Source organism: Pseudoalteromonas sp. SCSIO 43201 (assembly GCF_023716725.1).
GTDB lineage: Bacteria > Pseudomonadota > Gammaproteobacteria > Enterobacterales > Alteromonadaceae > Pseudoalteromonas > Pseudoalteromonas peptidolytica.
In genome coordinates this window covers 172,040-192,414 of sequence record NZ_CP072683.1, presented here as the reverse complement: position 1 = coordinate 192,414, position 20,375 = coordinate 172,040, and the positions used below count along the sequence as shown (strand labels likewise).

Sequence of the window (20,375 nt, the reverse complement as noted above, 5' to 3'; positions counted from 1 at the left end):
AATGTTTACTTAACGTTACATCCAGAATTTTCGCCAAATATCCACTAATGCTGATGGCCAAACAAGATACGGTAGAGCCCCTGTTCCTGTAATAGTTCATCATGAGCTCCATATTGGGATACAGAACCGTCATCAAGCACATAAATTAAGTCGGCTTGTTTAATTGCACTCAAGCGATGAGCGATAATCAGTGTGGTTCTGCTCGCTAAGAAAGCCTGTAAATTACGATGAATTTTGGCTTCTGTTTCAATATCAAGCGCTGATGTTGCTTCATCCAATACCACCACTTTTGGATCCGCAACAACCATACGGGCGATGGCAAGTCGCTGTTTCTGTCCACCTGATAATTTAATACCATTGCGACCAACTTGGGCGTCTAACTTGTCTTCCAACATCATTACAGTGCTGGCAAGTTCTGCAACTTGTAACGCTTGCCAAAGCACATCATCAGCTACCGTTCTTCCCATTGCCAGATTTTCACGAATACTGGCATTAAAGAGTATGGGTTGTTGTAATACAGTGACAATATTATCTCTTACAGCGTCATAGCCAATTTGCTCTACTGGTTTATCATTAATGTGAATATCACCACTTTGCTTTTCATATAACCCTAACAGCAGCTGCACTAATGTTGATTTCCCTCCTCCAGAGACCGCCACCAGAGCCACTTTCTTACCTGCTGGAATGTGTAACGAAACTTGTTTTAGTACGGGCTGCTCTGCAACATAGGCAAAATCAATATTGTTGAACTTAATATCCACTTGAGCAGAATCAAACACCGAATGCGTTGCAGGATACTGTGCCTCGGTGGCAAAATTAAATACTTGATTGAGCCGCGTTAATGCCGCTGATGCCCCATAATAAGCATATTGAATACCCAAGATTTCCTGAACCGGTCCCATCATAAACCACAGGTATCCAAATACCGCAAATATCTGCCCTACGGTTAAGTCAGAAAACACCACCATAAACATGGCAACAGCACGGAAAAACTCGAACCCAACCAAAAACACCGTAAAGCTTAGGCGATTAACGGCATCCGTTTTCCATTGTGACTGCACAGCGAAATGTTTGAGATCTTTGGCAGCTACTTTAACTTGTTCAAAGTAAGTGCCTTCACGACGTACCGCTTTTAATTGAGAAATTGCATCTAACGTCTCTACTAACGCTGTTTGTAATGCCTCAAACGCTGCATTTTCTTCCTTTTTTAGCTCTTTAACATGTTTACCAAATTGCCGAGAAAAATAGATAACCGCAGGATTAAGTAGCAAAATAACCAGTCCAAGCACCCAATCAATCCACAGTAAAATAGCTGCAGTACCAACGATGGTCAGTAACCCTATCAAAAAGCGAGACAAGGTCTGACTAATAAACTTATCTAATGTTTCCACATCCGTGATACAACGTGAACTAATAGCCGCACCACCTTGACTTTCATACTCTTTGAGTTGCACCTTAGGCAAGTGAGAGAGCAAGCGTTCACGGATCTCATAACTAATCCCCTTGCCAATAATTGTGAATTGTCGAGACTGCATCACCCCCAATACTAAACTAGCAAGTCGCATGGCAATAACAGCCAGCAAAATAACAATGATATAAGCACTCGGCTGGTGCCAATGCTGTGGCAGTATTGAGTTCATCCAATTCACGGCAGGGCCTGGAGTGTTAAGTAGCACTTCATCCACTAGCAGCGGCATCATTAACGGAATGGGCACACTGACCAAGGCCGCAAACAACGCAATAATGTGCGCTGAAATTAGTGGGCGCTTTTGCTCAAGTACCTTATCTTTGATCTCTTGCCAAGAAAGCTGATTTTTTGCCATTTAGGTTCCACAAAAAGTTTTATAGTGTGCGGGTGTGGATGCCTTCATCCACATCTCAGGATAGTCCTTATATTCGTAAGGGCTGTTGAGTGCCAGTAGCCAATCATCAAGCGATTCACTCGACCCACTCTGATTAAACTGTTCAATCTCAGCTTCTACCAGTGCGTTTCTAGGGATCAAAATTGGATTTGCTTGACTCATCAAGTGCATCGCGACATCATCTGACGCACGCCTTTGCTGCCAACGTTGCTGCCAACTATCCAGTTCACTGGGTATTTGTAAGGTCTTATTTGGATTTCCAAGCAAAGTGTTCGTAAGCGCTGCAAAGGTATTAGTAAAGTCAAGTGAATGCTCAGTCATTAGCTTGAGCAAGTCGGCAAGTAAAACATCATCGGCATCGTGCCACTCGTCAATTCCTAACTTTGCCGCCCACATGTCTTTATATTTACGATTAAAAGACTCTGAGAACTCTGTCAATATTTGACTTAGAGCTGCGATACCCTGCTGCTCATCTTGCCACAACACCAACAAGGACTCCGCCAGTCGCGCACAATTCCAGTTCATGATATTTGGTTGATTGCCAAACGCATAACGCCCCTGCCTATCAATTGAGCTATATACTGCGTTAAAATCAAACTTTTCCATCATGGCGCACGGACCATAGTCTATGGTTTCACCACTGAGCAAAATATTGTCTGTGTTCATAACGCCATGAATAAAGCCCACTCGCATCCACTCTACCGCCAAGTCCACCAGCTGCTCACATACCTCACGGAACAGTTCAAGCACATCACGCTCCGAGCGCACCGCTAAACCGTCAAATAATTGCACACCTAGCTGCTGTAACAGTTGCCATAGCCCCGCCTGATTCTCTTGAGTGGCAAGATATTGCAAAGTGCCGATACGAATATGACTCTTAGCCACACGACACACCACAGCACCAGGCACCTCAGTTTGACGATAAACTCGATGGCCGGTTGTGACTACCGATAAGCACTCTGTTGTTGGCACCCCAAGCGCAGCCATTGCCTGACTCATTATAAACTCTCTAACAGCAGGGCCCAGCGCGCAAAAACCATCACCACCACGCGAGAAGCGCGTTGCACCAGAGCCTTTTAAGTGCAGGTCATATTGTGTGCCATCTTCAAGTTTAACCCCACCAATAAGGTGAGCGCGACCATCTCCTAGCAGTGGGTTAAATTGACCAAATTGATGGCCACTATATGCTAGGCTTGCCGGCTTAATCTCTCCAAGCGGTTGCTGGCCACTCAACAATGCCGCCAGTGCTGTATCGTCAACATGACTAAGACCCAACTTCTCCAATAAAGGAGCATGCTTTAACAGCAAAACGGGTTGATTAAATTTTGTAGGCTGCTCATCAAAAAGCAGCTCTGTGCCTTGATAGGGCTGAAAAAACGCCATCCAACTTTCTCCCTCTTTCACTAGCGAACGTTTTCACCTACGCTCATCGCTACGATTTGGCTTAATTCTTGTAGACTGAAACCACTATACTGACGCATTTCATTGAAAAATTGTTGTGCTGCTAATAATGACTTTTGGCTTTGTAGCCCACCATCAATAACAGCTTCTGCGCGCAGTACCGTTTCTACATCTTTACTCAACAAAAAGGTGTCTTTTCCCAAAACTCTCAGTGCGTAAGGACCTGTATTACCCCCCAAACGCGCACCATGTTTTTTCAGATACAACCATAATCCAACAATATTATCTTCAGGCCAGCTAGCAACAAACTCACTAAAGCGGCCATACTGCTGCTGTACTTCAAAAATCATATGACAATTATCAGCGATACTTTTCACTTTTTTGGCATTACGAATGATACGTTCATCTTGACTACGCTGTTCATACATTTCTGGTGACATCATCAGTAGCTTGTCGATAGAAAACTGCCAAAAAACCTCTCTAAACCCTTCCCACTTGCTGTCAACGACAGACCAATAAAAGCCACTTTGAAATACTTTTCGGGTAAATTCCTCCAGCCATTGGTCATCACTGAGCGCACGTAGGCTTTCTGGACTTAACGGTTTACTTAATTTTGCTGCAAGTGCCGCTTCCGAACCTTTGCGCTGAGCAGCTCTTTGATAAATATTGTCGAATACGTTCATGCTCGCTACTGAATTTACTGGATAGTTATTACAGGGTAACTGATCTGAAATATTGATGTCAGAGGTTTTCTACAAATAGCAACAAGATATGTTGATAATTGACCGTTGGGGATCGCAACGGCCAATTAAAGTTAGGGGAATAGGAAAGTTATACCAATTTGCTTAATTAAGTGGTCTATTTTGAGGCGAGAAAATCTTGTCGATAACCCCGCTAACGCGTCCTGCTATCGCCAAGGTACCTACATCCGTGTAGGCAAGGCAAAAATTTTGCTATTTAGTTGTTATAAATAAGAAATTTTTAACGCTGTTAGCGTCAGATTTACTCCTTCAAATTGAGCAAGTATTAAGTCAAATTGGTATTAAGCGAGCGTTGGTATTGGTGTAACAGGTGATTGTGTTACCTCTGTTAAACAGCCATTTTCCATCTTGAGTAATCTATCTGCCAAAGCAAAGTATTTATCATCATGAGTGATGACTAGTACTGTCTTTCCTTTGTCTCTCAGCTCTGGTAACAACTCTCGGTAAAATACATCTTTGAAAACAGGGTCTTGATCAGCAGCCCATTCATCAAATAAGTAAAACGGTCGATCCTCTAAATAAGCAACGACCAGTGCAAGGCGCTTGCGCTGACCCTGAGAAAGACGCTGCGTGGTAAAACGGCCAGCCTCGATACTTACCTTATGATGTAGATTCAGCTTACGAATTAGCGCGTTACCTTTTTGCTCCAATTGTTCACATGGCACGTTTAACAGGCGATCAAATAGGTAATAGTCACCAAACACAGTGCTAAACAACTGCCGATAGCCATCTAAATCAGTGCATGTGATCGCTTGATTATCTACTTTGATCTGCCCCTCATCAGCTTCATATAGGCCGCACAGCACTTTAGCAAAAGTAGTCTTGCCACTGCCGTTACCACCAACTAGGTAAATCAACTCACCCTTTTTAAACCCAATATCAATCGGCTGCAATGAAAATATATCGTCACTTTGCTCATGATAGTAGCGATGACATAGCGACTGTAATTGAATGCGTTCAAAGCTTGCAAGTGCTGGTACCCGACTCTCATCCTCATTGACCAGCTCATCACTTAGTGTCTTAATGGTGTTCGCAGAGGCTTGTGCAGCAAATGCTCTGGGTATGTTGGCAAGTAAGGTTTCAAGAGGCGTAAGCATATACAAAAACAATAATGCAAAGCCCGACATAATACGCTGACTCTCTTCACCGGTTTGCTGTGAAAGGAAGAAAAGTGCGCCACCAATGAAAGTAAAAATTAAAAAGCCACCCCACGATGATGCCATGTGTAATATTGATACCCCTTCGATACGTTCTTTACGCAAGGCATCTATGGCTGGATGGAGGACTTCTTGTTTAAAAAACGTGCGCTTACTGCGATTAAGCTTAAGCTCTTTAATGCCGTCTGTTATGGCATCAAACTGATGGAAAAGGCCATCCTGCATCGCCGCTGCATTAGCAATTTTCTTGAAGGCTATATTGTTTGCAAAGCTATAACTCACCGAGCCAAGTACTAAGGTGAGCAGCGCAAAAAGAAAGATAACCCAATCTAGCCACGCCATGTATACAAAAGCACCTAAGACTATCATGGCATTTGTTAAAATCCCTGGCATACTCATAAAAAACCCTGCAACCTTGAGGCTATGCTCAGTTAAGCAAGATTTGATCTTTGCGTCTCCTTGCGCTTCTATATTGCTGATTTTCGCTTCTATGGTTTTATCTGCAACTAACTTTCGCAATTCAGCCTGACTATGCTCACTGAGCTGCTCAGCGACCAACTTGGAAATAAGTTGTACCACAACACCCGCTAAGGCAAGCGCAGCAAACACCATAAAATACTCAGTTTGGCGTTCACCATTAGCATTAATAATTTCGTTGATCAGTGCTACCAATGAAACACTGATAATGCCAAAAATAATACTGCTAAGCGCTGTCGCAACAAAGCGCTGCCAAGTCTTTTTTATCAGAAAAACTAACACGATTTCTCCCAAGGATGATCAAATCCCTTACAGGACGACTTTGAACTAAAAAAATTCACTTGGATCGCGTCATATATTAAAAACCCGATAGCCTAAATCATGTTACCTATTCTCAAACCTTACTTGTCACCAACACTTGAACAATACGCACGCGGCGTTTCATTAATCAGCGAGACGCAAACGCCATTGTCTCAACAACTCGAGCGCGTAGTGACACTTAGCGAGGCAATTGCGCAATTCAGTGCTGCCAAAGGAGTGAAAGGTAAAAGAGCACAAGCTTCGGTATGGCATATGCACTACACCTTACAGATCATGCCTTCGGTGCTGTTTGTACACAGCGTGTTAAATCGTAAACTGCCTTTTGCAACTGAGCAGGTAAGCATAGACACCAATCATTGGCAGCTACAATTACCACACCAAGGCACCGCTATGGCTTCGCAGCCTACCTTGGAAAAATACGACAGCTTCATCTTTGAGCACTTGGTGCCCTTACATCGTTTCTTAGTACAGCACTTTGGTGTGCCTGAACCTGCTTTATGGAGCAATTGCGCTTTTAGACTAAGGCAGTTTTTCCCCACAATCCTTCATTATACTGGCAGGCGCACAGAGACGCAGGAAGACTTTGAGACCCTCACCCAGTTAAAATTCTTAGGACAACTGCCTAACCCATTTTACGCACCTCGAATCGAGCTTAGTGATACACATGGACCTTATCAATTAAGAGCATCCTGTTGCTTTTTACACAAGGTAAGTAATAGCAAGCTTTGCCGTGACTGCCCCAAACAACCACATCATGCCGATGCACGCCAACAACAGCGAGCTCTGTATAAAACAATGATGGCAACTAACGACATATAAATCTAAATCTTTATTGTTTACCTTCGTCTTGATGTCAATTAATTCGTTTTCACTGCTGCTTTGTCAGCGAGGTGTGCTCATGGACTTCAGTCAAGTTATTCAGCTCGAACAATATGCAAAAGCCGCGCAGTTTAACCCAGAGAAAAACTGCCTCTTTACCACAGGAACGCACTGCCTAGTCAGTCAAGGCGTGCGCAAACGCATTACGCTACCGATCAACGATACCGCACAACTGGTTGCCAACATTACCGCTAACATGCGTGACCTGCCTGATGACACCATCGCATTTGCAGCACTGCCGTTTTGCAAAACAGAACAGGCACAAGTAATCATTCCGGAAAAGGTATCGCGCTGGGATAAAGCCGCGTTTAACGCTTGGTTTGATGCTGAATTGGCTCCTGTTCATGGGCAAAAGAACCACCTATCAGCAATTACAGACATTCAATCGCAGGCGCAATTTGAGCAAGCGGTTGTCCAAGCGAAGCAATTATTCGACAGCGAGCAGCTAGACAAAATTGTACTCAGTAAGCAAACACAGCTGGATTTCGATCGGCCAATAAATCACCACTTGGTACTGCGTAATTTATTGCAGCAAAGTCAGTCAGGGTATCACTTTTCATTCCCGACGATAGATGGCGCGACATTAATGGGAGTAAGCCCTGAGCTGTTACTTAAAAAGCAAGCTGAAGCGTTAACCACCAACCCATTAGCTGGGTCTATTCCACGAGATCCGTGTCCAAAGGAAGAAGCCCATCGACGCAGCGTATTATTTGCATCGAAAAAGGATAGATATGAGCATGCTGTGGTCATTGAAGACATCCAGCAAGTACTTAGTCCATTCTGCAATAAGTTGAAGATTCCTGCCCAGCCGGAATTATTAAGTACTGCCACCATGTGGCATTTATCCACTGTGATCTCTGGTGCCTTACAACACCCTGAAACTCACAGCTTGATGATTGCCAACCAACTGCACCCCACCCCTGCGCTATGCGGTAAGCCGACCTCTGTTGCCTATCCAAAAATAGCGGAACTAGAACAACATAGCAGAGGCTTATTCTCAGGAATAATTGGCTGGTTTGATAAGCAGGGTAACGGTGAATGGGTAGTGGTAATACGTTGTGCGCAGCTATATAAACACACTGCGACACTCTTTGCTGGCGCAGGCATAGTGGCGGCTTCTGATCCCCGCTCGGAGTGGTTAGAAACAGAGGCAAAACTCAATACCATGTTGAATGCACTCGAAATAAAGCAAACATACTACGCAATGAGAAATAAACTCCATGAAGCAAATTGATTTTACCCCTTGGCCCCCTGAGCTAGCAAAGCGCTATCGTGAAAAAGGTTATTGGCAAGACCGCCCGCTAACTTCAGTCATCAGTGATCAGCTCGCACAACATGGCGATAAACCAGCCGTTATTGATGCTCACCGTAGTTTGACGTATCAAGAGCTTGAAGCGTATAGCGATCACTTGGCTGCTTACCTTGCCGCTCAAGGGATCCAGCAAGGAGATACTGCGCTTATTCAACTGGCAAACCAAGTTGAATTTTATATTAGCTTATTTGCTTTGCTAAAGTTAGGCGCAGCCCCCGTATGTGCGCTGTTTAGCCATAAACAGACAGAAATTAACAGTTACTGCGAGCAACTTGAACCAACAGTACTGATTGTCTCTTCAGCGCATGAGCTGTATCGTGATGACGCTTTTATTCAAACATTACAACAACAGTACCCAAGTATTCGCACGACGTTGGTGGATCACCCCAAAGGTAATAGCCTATTAAAACAGGCCTACCTTCAGCCCCGCGCATTTATTGCCCCAGATTTAAACCCTGAACACGTGGCGTTCTTCCAACTTTCGGGCGGCAGTACAGGAACACCTAAACTTATTCCGCGAACCCACAATGACTATTTGTACTCTGTGGTCGCCAGCAAAGATATTTGCGAATTAACAGAGCAACATGTTTATTTATGCGCCCTCCCTGCGCCTCATAACTTTCCACTAAGCTCCCCTGGCGCACTTGGGGTTTTTGCCGCAGGCGGCACTGTTGTGATGGCAAACGATCCCAGCCCAAGCAGTTGCTTCCAGTTAATAGAAAGATACCAAGTTACCCATACGGCTTTAGTTCCTCCAGCCTTACAACTGTGGTTACAGCACGCACCAAAAAGCGCACATAACTTACAAAGCCTCGCGGTAATTCAAGTGGGTGGCGCTAAATTAAGCCTGACCATTGCAGAGCAAGTTAAGCCACTACTTGGCTGCCAGCTACAACAAGTATTTGGCATGGCTGAAGGGTTGGTTAACTATACCCGCTATGATGATGATCTTTGGCATATCCTTCATACACAAGGTCGACCAATCAGTGAAGACGATGAAATCAAAGTCGTCGATGAGCAAGGTAACTTAGTACCAGATGGTGAAGAAGGGCGACTCTTAACAAGAGGGCCTTATACAATTCGCGGTTACTATCGCTCACCTGAACATAATCAAAGTGCCTTTGATGAGCATGGTTTTTATAGCTCCGGAGACTTGGTAAAACGTTTACCATCTGGCCACCTCATCGTCACCGGTCGAGTGAAAGACCAAATCAATCGTGGTGGTGAAAAGATCGCAGCAGAAGAAGTCGAGAACCTTTTACTCGGGCATCCAAATATTCAACAAGCCGCGATTGTAGCTATGCCAGATGCAACGTTAGGTGAAAAAAGTTTTGCTTTTCTTACTGGTATACCAGTTAAAGCACTTGCACTTCGAAAATACCTGCGCGAGCAGGGTATCGCTGACTACAAAGTGCCAGATAAGTTTAAGTTTATAGACAACTTACCGTTAACGCCTGTTGGCAAAGTCGATAAAAAACAGCTTCGTAACGAAACCGAAGTTCAGCAACCTACCCCACAATTTTAGAGAAGTAACATGAGTATACCTAAATTAAATCACTATGCTCTGCCGCGCGCCGCTGAGCTTGCACCAAATCGCGTAGAGTGGCAGCTAGAGCCACACCGTGCAGCGTTATTGATCCATGATGTCCAGCATTATTTTGTTTCTTTTTATGGCCAAGACAACCCATTAGTCACCGCCATGATAGAAAATATTCAACGTATAAAAGCGTATTGTTATGAGCATGATATTCCAGTCTACTACACCGCTCAGCCAATTAAACAAGGTCGTAATGAGCGCGGCTTACTACTTGATATGTGGGGAGCTGGACTACAAGATCCCAGCCAGCAACCTATCGTTGATGCACTTGCCCCCACAGAAAAAGACACGGTACTGACCAAGTGGCGGTATAGCGCATTTCAAAAATGTGATTTTGAAAGCCAACTGCAAGCTCAGCAGCGTGATCAACTATTGATTGTCGGTATTTATGGTCATATCGGTGTAATGACCACAGCAATAGATGCGTTTATGCGAGATATCCAACCCTTTGTTGTCGCAGATGCAATCGCAGATTTCACCAAAGATGAACATATGATGGCACTTCACATCATCAGTCAACGTGCAGGTAAAGTGCTTACCACCGCAGAGCTTATTGGTGAAGCCAGTACAGACTTGACCACTCTAGACGGATTAAAAGCGTTTATTTTGCCATTAATTGATTGTGAACCTGATGAGTTTGATGAACATGAAAGCCTCATTGATTACGGCTTAGACTCTGTACAAGTCATGAATTTAATTTCTTTGTGGCAGCAACAAGGTATTGAGACTAATTTCATCGAGCTTGCACAAGTACCAACGCTTGCCGCTTGGGTGGAGCTGTTAGAAACACGGATGGCTGAATAATGGCGTTGCCATTAACTGACTCTCAGCATGCCATGTGGCTACTGCATACCATCAGTGGCCAAGGTAATTTGTTTAATGTTGCCGAGTGTTTAGAGTTTCACGGTAAAATCGATGCCGCGCTGTTTAAAGCCGCGCTGCATCATGTATTTGAGCAAACAGAGTTATTACGTAGTCACTTTATTCATGATGACAACTTTACCCCCAGCATTATTGTGGGAAATATTCAGCCCTCATTGAACATTGAATATCTTGACCATGATATTGTCTCAGTCGCAGAGTTTATGTCTCAGCAGGTTGCCACAACGCTCGGCAAATCGTTTGATTTGGCTACTGACTGCTTAATGCAATTTAAATTAGTACGTACGCCAAGCCAAGATTATTGTTTTATTGTTGGCCATCACATCGTGCTAGATGGCTATGGCTTTGGGCTATTTCATCAAGCTTTAACTCGCTGTTATAACGCATTAAACGCGGGTAAACCTATGCCTCATTGCCAATTTACCACGCAACAACAGCTACTTGATTTACACACCAGCGACAAATACCAACAACGTCTATCCGAGGCTAAAGCGTCTTTAAACCAGTGGCTGGATCAACACCCACCGGCGCAAAGTTTTAGTCATAGTGAAGCCGCGATCACAGCACCTAATCAACGTTATCACTTCGGGTTAACACGCCCCCAATGGCAAACGTTACAATCTGCCGCAAATTATGTGGATGCCGCCCCAAGTGAAATTTTACTGAGCGTCATTGCAGCCGTGTTAGCCGCCAAGCACAGTACCTTTGAAGTCACCTTAGGGCTTGTGATGATGAATCGCCACTGTGCTATTGAGTTCTCCTGTCCGACGGTACAAAGCAATGTTCTGCCATTACCATTGACTTTGCCGTCGGCGGATGGGCTAAAGCATGTTGCAAAGCACATCAATAAACAAATTAAGCGCCTTAAGTCCTTACAGTGCTACCGCGTAGAGCACTTAAAGCGCGACCGTAAACAACAAGGTAAATCCATTGAGATAAGCGGCCCGACAATTAACATTCTACCGTTTACCAGTCATCCTCGTTATGGCGAGGTAACAACGCGTAGTCACATTCTCAGTGCAGGTACCACTGATGACCTGATGATCCAAATCTACCTAAATGGTGATGAGCCAGCGCAGTTTGATATTGATTACAACCATGCCAGATATTCATCACAGCAAATTAGTGCAATTGCACAGGCCATCGTCTCAACCGCGAGTCGCTGGACACGCACACCGGCTTTATCTTGTAACGCGATTACACAGGAGTTAGAACATGGGGTTTGATAGTCTGCTGCAACAGGAGTATCGCAATAAGGTGGTTTGGATCACAGGTGCAGGCCAAGGGATAGGTCAAAGTATTGCGGAAAAATTCATTCAACTTGGCGCGCGCGTTGTTGGTTTTGATAAACAATTTCCCCGTACTCATAACCTGTTTAAAGCAGTACAGTGCGATCTCGAAGACTTAACAACACTACAAGCTACATTGACTGAGCTTATCCAGCAGGGTCTTGCCCCTTATAATTTACTTAATGTCGCAGGGGTACTTGAGTTAGGTGAATTAGAGTCGCACTCATTAGAGCAATGGCAGCACTGTCAACACGTTAACGCAGGAGCCGTGTTTGTGTTTCTAAAAACCTGTGCAAGTCACTTCAAACAGCAAGGTCTCGGCAGTATTGTAACGGTTAGCTCAAATGCCAGTCATACACCACGTCAAAGTATGGCCGCCTACTGTGCCTCTAAATCTGCTGCAACACAATTGACCCTAACCGCGGGGTTAGAATTAGCCCCTTATGGCATACGTGCCAATGTTATCGCACCGGGGTCAACATTAACCCCGATGCAAACCGGTATGTGGTTAGATGATTCAGGTGCCGACCAAGTTATTCAGGGTTTTGCAAGCCAATACAAGCTTGGGATCCCACTGCAAAAACTGGCGACACCAGAAGAAATTGCCAATTCAGTGTTATTTTTTGCTTCATCACTGAGTTCGCATACTACCTTGCAAGTGCTCACTATAGATGGTGGTGCGACACTTTAGGCTTCGCCTGGGACTTTGCTTTAGGCTTAGCCTCAGACTTATTCACAAGCGTTGCTTCGCGACATAGATTCAGCAACGCTTTTATCCAGATAGCGATAATGGCGCACGTTAATAATGTCCATACAACCAAAAATAGTTTAGAGCCCAATGGCAACACCGGGAACTGGCCAGCAATGCCATACCCCATCAGTGTGTGGTAGGCATAATATCCAATGCACAACAGCAGTGCACCGCTTAACCCCAGAGACACCTTCACACCGCGAAGATCTTCTTTGCGACGCAGTTTCAACTGACGTTTAACATACATATAGGTTCCGCTAAGCACTAAAAATGACAGCGCTAAGCCAAATATACACCACAGTATTTTTACCCAAACCCCTGCAAAATTACCAAAATGTAAGGGATCCGCAGTGTCAGATAATCGCCAATATAACCCTTGGCTAGATGCAGTTTGGCTATAGACTATCTCACCTGTGTATGGGTTGACATAAACCTTGTTAGCGCGGTCTCTGACCAATACATCATTAGCCTGGCCTTCAGCATAAAAGTAACCGCCAGAATAGCGGATGGCTCTAATATCTAAGTCTGGTCGCGCTTCTTTAACCTTAGCTGCAAGTGTCACCACTGATAGTTGAGGTTTATCTTGTGCTGCCAACTCAGGCAATGGATTTACAGCGAACTGCCCAACATCAGTATATGCCGTTTTGCCATCAGCTAAGTCCATCCTAACAAACTCAAATAAATACCACATACTGGTCACGGCAATGACCACGGCCAACCATAGACTCCATACTCCAGCCAATTTATGAGTACTGGCGACTTTCGCGCGAGTGTCTCCACTGAGTTTTAATGTAAAAAATTTACGCCACCATCCTCGATAAAGGTACAGTGCCGTCAGTGTTGATATGGTGATCGGAATTGCAAACACCAAAACCAAATAGTAAGAAACGATACTATCGAACACACCAAAGAAGTGCATATGAAAGTCTCGGAAAAACCGTTGAATATTCAAAAAGCTCGTTTCTCCTTGAATATTCCCGGTATAGGGATCAACATAAATATGTTGCCATGGGTTGTCGGGTAAGCGCACCACAAAGTCGTGCGCAAAATGTGCCTCGGCACCTGCAAAAGCAATCCCGATTCGCGCGTCCGGATAAGTCTCTTGCACCTTTTCATATGCACTCGCCAAGCTCACTTGAGGACTGCTCTCTGGCGCACGAACCGTATCATCAAATAGCCAATCTAACTCATAAGAAATGGTAGCAAATGCCCCTGTCCAACAGATCACGAATAATAGTAAGCCAAACCAAACGCCGCTTAAACTATGCCAACTGAACCATTGTTTTGCTGTCATTTTTTTCACCTAAAAAGGAAGTCGCAACAGCGCGTACTTCACTCTCCTTGTTTAGAATCGATAGTTAATCGCTAAGCTCGCGCTACGCGGATCACCTGGGAATAGCTGGCTATAGCTGTAACCGCCGGTCCAATGTACTTTGTCAAATAGGTTATCTACTACCAGTGATGCTTTCCAGTCATCCGCTTGATAATAAATACCCGCGTTATACAGCACATAGCTTGGCAGCAATAGTCCTTCTGATGATGTCGGACGCTCACCGACGTAGTTGGCGCCAATACCTACAGACCAATTATCATTAAATTGATACCGCGACCAAATTGTCGCCATATGCTTAGCAGCACCTTCTTTACGTTTCCCAATCTCACTGTCATTCAGATCTTTGGTTACTTTTGCTGAGTTGTAAGCATAGTTAGCAATAATTGAGAACTGTTCGCTCAATTGACCGTTGAGATCAAACTCAAATCCTCTCGCCCGCTCAGCACCACGCTGACGATACATGTAGCGAGCGAAATCAATTTTAGCGGATGCTTCAGCATCATATAGCACAACATTTTCACGAGTAATTTGATAAATTGCTGTTGTTATTTGTAAGTTATCATTGAATAAACGTGCCTTAAAACCGGCTTCGTATAATTCGCTATCTTGTGGCTTAAATGGTCCACCTTGCTCAGGGTTATTTGAATACAGTGGAGGTGGCTCAAACCCTTGCATCCAGCTGGCATAGACGCTCTGCGTATCTGACAGTTTGTATACCGTGCCAAGCCTTGGCAGTAACTGGCTATCTTTTGAGCTACCACCACCCGTATTATCAAGGTCAAAGCGCTCTTCACGTAAACTGGCTAATAGCGACCATTGTCCAAGCACGATGCGGTCTTGTATATAAATCCCTTCGCTTTGTAGGTTACCCCCAAACACAGGGCGCTGAGTTGCATTATAACTGGCCGTGTCGCGACGCTGGTAAACCGGGTTTAGAATATCGAACTGTATTGCATTATTGGCCACACGCTGACTAGATTCTCTAAACCTGTCAATATAGTCATAACCAATGACAACATTATGTTCGATGTTTCCAGTATAGAAATTACCATTTAGATAACTGGAGAACGAGTCCGACTCTGCTTCAGAGTTACGATCAATGTAACGCAGATTCACCACAGAGTCAGAGCCATCAACATAGTTTCCAATACCATGTTCGATTAAATCTTGGTCACTATCTTGGTGCATATACTGTACAGCTAGCCACCATGAGTCGCTAAAACGATAATCAACGGCAAGGCTACTAATCAAACTTTCAGTATCTAAATGATCACCAGGCTGGGTGGCAGAGACTTCGATTGGCACCGCGCCCAACTGTTGACTGCCACGAATATTGGGCTGGCCTCGCTCTAAAATCCCCTCACTGTCTGAATAGACAAACTCCAAGTTTAGCTTGAGGGTATCACTGGCAAGAAAAGTAACGCTTGGAGAGACCAACAAGCCCTTGTTAAACGCTTGATTTCTGAAAGATTCTGAATCTTCGTAACCAACATTTAAGCGATACAATATTGACTCAGATTGATTCGCAGCACCAGTGGTATCAAGCGCCACATACTTCTCTTGATAACTCCCGATACGAGCACTTAGCTCATGACGACTGGTTGCGAGCGGTTTTTTGGTTACCGTATTAATGACACCACCGGGGCTGGCATCACCGAAAATTGCAGAGGCTGGGCCTTTTATCACTTCTACCCGTTCGACATGCGCGATGGCTGTTTGTGACCAAAAGTCATTGTACGTGCGCATACCATTGAGGCGACGATCATCTTGGCTGCGAAAACCGCGAATAGTAATATCGTTGTATACCGAAAACTCACTGGCACCGCTAACAAAAGGCGTTACATCATTCAGGCGCATCAATCCCTGTTGCTGAATTAACTCTTTGGTCACTGCACTAATGGATTGCGGTAAATCTAAAATATCAGCAGCAGTCTTAGTTGCGGAATACGTATACGTAGCAAAATGCTTTTCCGAATCTCGTCCAAGCACTTCTATTACCTCTATATCTTCACTTGCCAGTGATTGCTCTGCTGCCCAACTGGATAGCGGAACAATACTGGCTAATATCAGTAATCGCTTACCTACTGATTGCATCGTCATAATCTCCTTTTCTTATTACCTGCAATGGTAACGAAAACAATTATCACTTACAATCTATGCTTATTTTAATTTTATCACTTTTTGTACAGTTTCTATGACACTCCCATGAGAAATAATCTCCATGTGATTGGCATTCACATACTCAATATGCTCAATGCCAAAGCGCTGGTTGAACACGTTAGTCAGCACTTCATCGCGCTCTGTGCTCCACACCGCATAATAGGTAGGCGTATCTAATGTGTGATATTCCACTTCGTGTCGACCTGCGCAGCGCAATAAGTAAGTTTGCTCTAAGGTCTGGATAATTTCTGACACTGGCATGGCAGCAATATTCTTTTCCAGCAGTGCTAAATGCGCTGTCACAAAACGCGAAATATCCTCACCTCTTGACGCACTAGAATCACCGTCCGACCATGGAAACGCTCTTACCGCTTGCGCAAAATCAGTAAAGCGCTCGGGAGCGGCGACGCTTTCAGAAAGTCGCGTTAAAATATAATCACGCCAACTCTCCGATCTTTGATTCGAAGGTTCAAAGGGATCCCAGCTATCAATGAGGAAGACGTTAGCTACCTGATATTTATGTAATGCGAGCGCTTCGACCAACTGTAATGCCAAGGCACCACCTAACGACCAGCCTAACACATGAATATTTTCATAGCCGCTCAAGTCTCCAAGCTGTTGAGCATAACGAGATGCCAGCGTCTTAAAATTATCGCTAGATGATAACTCAGTGTCAGGGGTGATCCCGACACACCTCACCTGTTCAGGCATCGCCATTGCCAAGGGGCGATATGACATGGTAAATCCACGGCCATCGTGAAGACATATTAATAAATCACTGGGTGCGCGTCCCCCTACTGACTCAGGCAAAATATCACTCACATAAGCTTGTTTTGAGGCCACCATTTGATCAGCTAAGGCACGTAAGTTATCCGCTTGCCAGATAGCCTGAGCAACGAGAGGTTCAGGTCTGGCAAGTTTATGCCACTGATGCACCATGCGTAGCGCGTGAATCGAGTTGCCTCCAAGGGCAAAGAAATTATCCTCCCGAAACACTTGCTGACGCTGTAAAATCTGTTGCCAGACGCGTGCTAATGCTTGCTCAACATGACCCACAGGTAATGTGCCCTGCGTCTGCTGTAATGAAGGTGCTGGCAGCGCTTTTCTATCCACTTTACCGCTGTGATTAAGCGGTAGAGTGTCCAGTATAATAAGTTGCTCTGGCACCATATAACTTGGCACCAGTGCACTCAGCGCTGTTTTTATGTCTTCACTTTGCAACTGCTGGGTGCAAACATAACCAATCAACTGCTTGCTCCCCTCGGCATCGTGAGCAACCACCACAGCTTGGGTTATACCATCAATACATAGCAACTGACTTTCAATCTCACCGATTTCTATACGGTGCCCTCTAATTTTTATCTGGTGATCTGTACGGCCGAGAAAATGCAGCTCATTACGGGCGTTTACCTCAACTAAATCACCTGTGCGATAGAGTCGCTCACCCATGTCAGAAAATGGATTGGCGATAAACCGCTGTGCAGTCAGTGCAGGTTGTGCAAAATATCCCCGAGCCAACCCTAAACCACCGATGTACAGCTCTCCACATACGCCCTGCGGACAAGCGTTTAAGTGCTGATCTAACACATATAACTGTGTATTTCGGATCGGATGACCAAGATGAATATGTGCAGTGACAAGGTGGCTAGAAGACCACACTGTGGTCTCCGTCGGGCCATACATGTTGTAGAGCGTGACTTGTTTATCTTGTAATGATTGAGCCAACGCTGGAGGCAGCGCCTCTCCGCCACACAGACCAATAACCGCAGCGCTAATCAACTCTTTTGCCAATAAGGCCTGCCACCCCGCAGGGGTCGCTTGAATATGAGTAATACCGATCAAGTCAGTAGCTTGTAGTTCTAGTACCGAGTTAGCAATATAAGTCTGCGCCCCACTGACCAAAGGCAGATAAAGCTCTAAACCAGAAATATCGAACCCCAGTGCAGTCAAGGCTAACCATTTTGAGTCATGTGTGAGTGAAAATTGAGACTGCATGGCGAGAATGAAGTTAACTAAATTACCATGACTTATGGCAACACCTTTAGGCTGACCAGTTGAACCAGAGGTATAGAGAATATAAGCCAGCTGCTGCGGCCTGATACGAACAATAAACGGAGGCTGCGGAGATTGCTGCTCGTTCACCGCAGCAATTGACCAAACCGGTAAATTCCCGGGGTTATAAACTGTGTCGATATTCGTCACAATCGCCACAGCGGCACTTGAATTGAAAATTAATTGTTGGCGCTGTTGTGGCATGGTCGGGTCGATAGGAACATACACCGCCCCCGCCTGCATACACCCAAGCAGCGCAATAACCATATCAACTTGACGAGAAGTGATAATGGCAATTCTATCTTCGCTTTGCACTCCCTGCGCAATTAGAAAGTGGGCAAAATTAGCGCTTAACTCAAGCAACTTTTGGTAGCTTAGCTGCGCACCGCTATCATCCGCGATGGCCAACGACTCTTGGCGGCTGCCTTGTTTAGTAATAAGGTCGATAATAGTGACTGCATCGTTATCTTGTTGTGGCGCACAAAATACGCTGTCGGGCTGATGGATAAGTACGTTATTTATACTTTGCTGTGGCTCATGCAGCACAGCGTGTAATAAAGTGAGATAGCTGTGCTGCAATTGTTGCAATAGCGATTGGCTATACACAGTGCTGTCGGCCTCAAAATAAAGCTCAATCGCCCCCTCTTGCACACTAACATCTAACGATAATTCAAACTTTGCAGTGTGGCTTTCTACGCTCACGGGGATAAGCGCCATCGTTTGGTCGCTACTTGGCTGCGGGTCACTTTGCAAATAGTTGAACAAGACTTGAAAGTGCGGATGTCTATCAGCCTGCACAGGCCATTCTAATTCCTCCGCAAGCCATTCAAATGGTACTTGATCTTCATTAATCAAACGCAGCGTATGTCGTTGGTTGCACTCAATCGCATCAAGAAAAGTGACACCATCTTGTACTTCATTTCTGTACAGTTGAGTATTCATAAAACACCCAACCACATCAGCAAGCTCTGGCAGATTACGAGCTGCGGTAGGCGAGCCTATCAAAAAGTGCGCGGTACTACTAAAGCGGCTCAATGTCGCTTGCAATAACGTCATAAATAACGCTGCGGCAGTATTGCCGTGGCGCTGGCAAAAGGCGTTAACTTGCTGAACTTGCGCACTGGGTAACTGAAAGCTTAATGTCAGCGCATGAACAGGGTGTTCGGTTTCTGGCTCCACCATAGGTAGCGCAATCGGCTGCGGTGCTGCACCCACATAACCTTGCCAATAATCTAAAATATTGTTGGCCTCTTCATTAAGCAAGTACTCACTTTGCCACGTCGCATAATCTAGGTAACGACATGATGGTTTAGTCAGTGCTTGTCCCTGATATGCCGCTAGCAAGTCTTTTAAGATCAAAGTTTTTGACCATGCGTCGCTCACAATATGATGATTGCGTAATAATAAATATCCGCCTTGAACCGTACGCACCCATGCAGCTTTTAGTAGCGGCACTTGGCTTAAATTAAATGGCTTATCACACCATGCTTTGACCTCTTGCTGTGCAAAAAGCGCATCACCATCAAGCTCAGTGTCTACTTCAATGAGGGTTAATGGCACCTGACACTGCGACGCGACCACCTGAGTTGCCGCGCCGTCAAACTGATAATAAGTGCGGAAAATATCATGACATTCAACGAGTGCATCCAGTGCGCACTGGAGCTGTAACAAATCTAACGCATCAGGCGCACGATATGCACGTAATACATCATAGGCGTTACTGGTTGGATCAATTTGCTGAAGTAGCCACAAACGCTTTTGCTGAAACGAAAGCGTACCTGAGCTGTGATCAGTGGCGACGATAGTTGTCGTGTCGCTTTGTGCTTCGGGCTCACTCCATAATTGTGCCAACAAGTCCAAATCTAGACCATCGACCAGTTCATCCGCTAACTCATTATTTGACATACCCATACCCATTCAAATAAAAGTGGGAGCCTCAGGCTCCCACTTTATACCAATTAGACTTAATACTTGCTCAATTTGAAAGCGTAAATCTGACGCTAACGGCGTTAAAAATTTCTTATTTAGAACAACTAAATAGCAAAATTTTTGCCTAGTAATCGACAAGATTTTCTCGCCTCAAAATAGACCTCTTAATTAAGATAATTGGTATTATCGTCTCAAAATTATCTTGGGTTATC

At 44.8% G+C, this 20,375-nt stretch carries 13 protein-coding genes; 6 read left to right on the top strand and 7 right to left on the bottom strand.

What is annotated here, in order from left to right:
- Positions 1–44: 44 nt before the first annotated feature.
- The 4 genes from J8Z24_RS00750 to J8Z24_RS00735 all read right to left on the bottom strand — a co-directional run bounded on the left by J8Z24_RS00750 (position 45) and on the right by J8Z24_RS00735 (position 5,940).
- Positions 45–1,823, bottom strand: coding sequence for an ABC transporter ATP-binding protein (locus tag J8Z24_RS00750; protein WP_252095113.1), 1,779 nt, complete (start codon positions 1,821–1,823; stop codon positions 45–47).
- Positions 1,824–3,245: a protein adenylyltransferase SelO gene (locus J8Z24_RS00745; protein ID WP_252095112.1), complete on the bottom strand. Its 1,422-nt coding sequence runs from the start codon at positions 3,243–3,245 to the stop codon at positions 1,824–1,826.
- Positions 3,246–3,265: 20 nt separating this feature from the next.
- Positions 3,266–3,946, bottom strand: coding sequence for a DNA-3-methyladenine glycosylase I (locus J8Z24_RS00740; protein WP_147390891.1), 681 nt, complete (start codon positions 3,944–3,946; stop codon positions 3,266–3,268).
- A gap of 359 nt (positions 3,947–4,305) precedes the next feature.
- Positions 4,306–5,940: a cyclic peptide export ABC transporter gene (locus J8Z24_RS00735; protein ID WP_147390835.1), complete on the bottom strand. Its 1,635-nt coding sequence runs from the start codon at positions 5,938–5,940 to the stop codon at positions 4,306–4,308.
- Between the two features lie 99 nt (positions 5,941–6,039).
- Here J8Z24_RS00735 and fhuF point away from each other — a divergent pair, with 99 nt between their 5' ends.
- The 6 genes from fhuF to dhbA all read left to right on the top strand — a co-directional run bounded on the left by fhuF (position 6,040) and on the right by dhbA (position 12,629).
- Positions 6,040–6,798, top strand: a complete 759-nt coding sequence (gene fhuF / locus J8Z24_RS00730; protein ID WP_252095111.1) for a siderophore-iron reductase FhuF — start codon at positions 6,040–6,042, stop codon at positions 6,796–6,798.
- 79 nt (positions 6,799–6,877) lie between these two features.
- Positions 6,878–8,092 carry an isochorismate synthase gene (locus J8Z24_RS00725; protein ID WP_252095110.1) on the top strand — a complete coding sequence of 405 codons (1,215 nt, stop codon included), beginning with the start codon at positions 6,878–6,880 and terminating at the stop codon, positions 8,090–8,092.
- Positions 8,079–9,695, top strand: a complete 1,617-nt coding sequence (locus J8Z24_RS00720) for a (2,3-dihydroxybenzoyl)adenylate synthase (protein ID WP_125251339.1) — start codon at positions 8,079–8,081, stop codon at positions 9,693–9,695. Before J8Z24_RS00725 ends, J8Z24_RS00720 begins: the two co-directional genes overlap by 14 nt.
- Positions 9,696–9,704: 9 nt before the next feature.
- A complete protein-coding gene (locus J8Z24_RS00715) occupies positions 9,705–10,571 on the top strand; it encodes an isochorismatase family protein (RefSeq protein ID WP_128729779.1) in 867 nt (288 codons plus the stop codon).
- Positions 10,571–11,875 carry a condensation domain-containing protein gene (locus tag J8Z24_RS00710; RefSeq protein ID WP_176032923.1) on the top strand — a complete coding sequence of 435 codons (1,305 nt, stop codon included), beginning with the start codon at positions 10,571–10,573 and terminating at the stop codon, positions 11,873–11,875. Before J8Z24_RS00715 ends, J8Z24_RS00710 begins: the two co-directional genes overlap by 1 nt.
- Positions 11,865–12,629 (top strand): 2,3-dihydro-2,3-dihydroxybenzoate dehydrogenase, encoded by a 765-nt coding sequence (gene dhbA, locus J8Z24_RS00705; protein ID WP_252095109.1) that lies wholly within the window; start codon positions 11,865–11,867, stop codon positions 12,627–12,629. The genes J8Z24_RS00710 and dhbA overlap by 11 nt, the downstream gene beginning before the upstream one ends.
- On the opposite strand, the gene J8Z24_RS00700 is transcribed toward dhbA, so the two are convergent.
- From J8Z24_RS00700 to J8Z24_RS00690, 3 genes are read right to left on the bottom strand one after another with little or no spacing between them, the layout of a single operon-like run.
- Positions 12,604–13,983, bottom strand: coding sequence for a PepSY-associated TM helix domain-containing protein (locus J8Z24_RS00700; RefSeq protein WP_252095108.1), 1,380 nt, complete (start codon positions 13,981–13,983; stop codon positions 12,604–12,606). The genes dhbA and J8Z24_RS00700 overlap by 26 nt on opposite strands.
- 51 nt (positions 13,984–14,034) lie before the next feature.
- Entirely contained in the window at positions 14,035–16,122 is a 2,088-nt protein-coding gene (locus tag J8Z24_RS00695; protein ID WP_241651550.1) for a TonB-dependent siderophore receptor, read from the bottom strand.
- A 60-nt stretch (positions 16,123–16,182) separates the two neighbouring features.
- Positions 16,183–20,139: a non-ribosomal peptide synthetase gene (locus tag J8Z24_RS00690; protein WP_252095107.1), complete on the bottom strand. Its 3,957-nt coding sequence runs from the start codon at positions 20,137–20,139 to the stop codon at positions 16,183–16,185.
- Positions 20,140–20,375: the final 236 nt, after the last annotated feature.

Bases quoted from the DNA above. Each gene is read 5' to 3' on its own strand.
- J8Z24_RS00750 (WP_252095113.1), bottom strand. From the start codon at position 1,823: ATGGCAAAAAATCAGCTTTCTTGGCAAGAGATCAAAGATAAGGTACTT.
- J8Z24_RS00745 (WP_252095112.1), bottom strand. From the start codon at position 3,245: ATGGCGTTTTTTCAGCCCTATCAAGGCACAGAGCTGCTTTTTGATGAG.
- J8Z24_RS00740 (WP_147390891.1), bottom strand. From the start codon at position 3,946: ATGAACGTATTCGACAATATTTATCAAAGAGCTGCTCAGCGCAAAGGT.
- fhuF (WP_252095111.1), top strand. From the start codon at position 6,040: ATGTTACCTATTCTCAAACCTTACTTGTCACCAACACTTGAACAATAC.
- J8Z24_RS00725 (WP_252095110.1), top strand. From the start codon at position 6,878: ATGGACTTCAGTCAAGTTATTCAGCTCGAACAATATGCAAAAGCCGCG.
- J8Z24_RS00720 (WP_125251339.1), top strand. From the start codon at position 8,079: ATGAAGCAAATTGATTTTACCCCTTGGCCCCCTGAGCTAGCAAAGCGC.
- J8Z24_RS00715 (WP_128729779.1), top strand. From the start codon at position 9,705: ATGAGTATACCTAAATTAAATCACTATGCTCTGCCGCGCGCCGCTGAG.
- J8Z24_RS00710 (WP_176032923.1), top strand. From the start codon at position 10,571: ATGGCGTTGCCATTAACTGACTCTCAGCATGCCATGTGGCTACTGCAT.
- dhbA (WP_252095109.1), top strand. From the start codon at position 11,865: ATGGGGTTTGATAGTCTGCTGCAACAGGAGTATCGCAATAAGGTGGTT.
- J8Z24_RS00700 (WP_252095108.1), bottom strand. From the start codon at position 13,983: ATGACAGCAAAACAATGGTTCAGTTGGCATAGTTTAAGCGGCGTTTGG.
- J8Z24_RS00695 (WP_241651550.1), bottom strand. From the start codon at position 16,122: ATGACGATGCAATCAGTAGGTAAGCGATTACTGATATTAGCCAGTATT.
- J8Z24_RS00690 (WP_252095107.1), bottom strand. From the start codon at position 20,139: ATGTCAAATAATGAGTTAGCGGATGAACTGGTCGATGGTCTAGATTTG.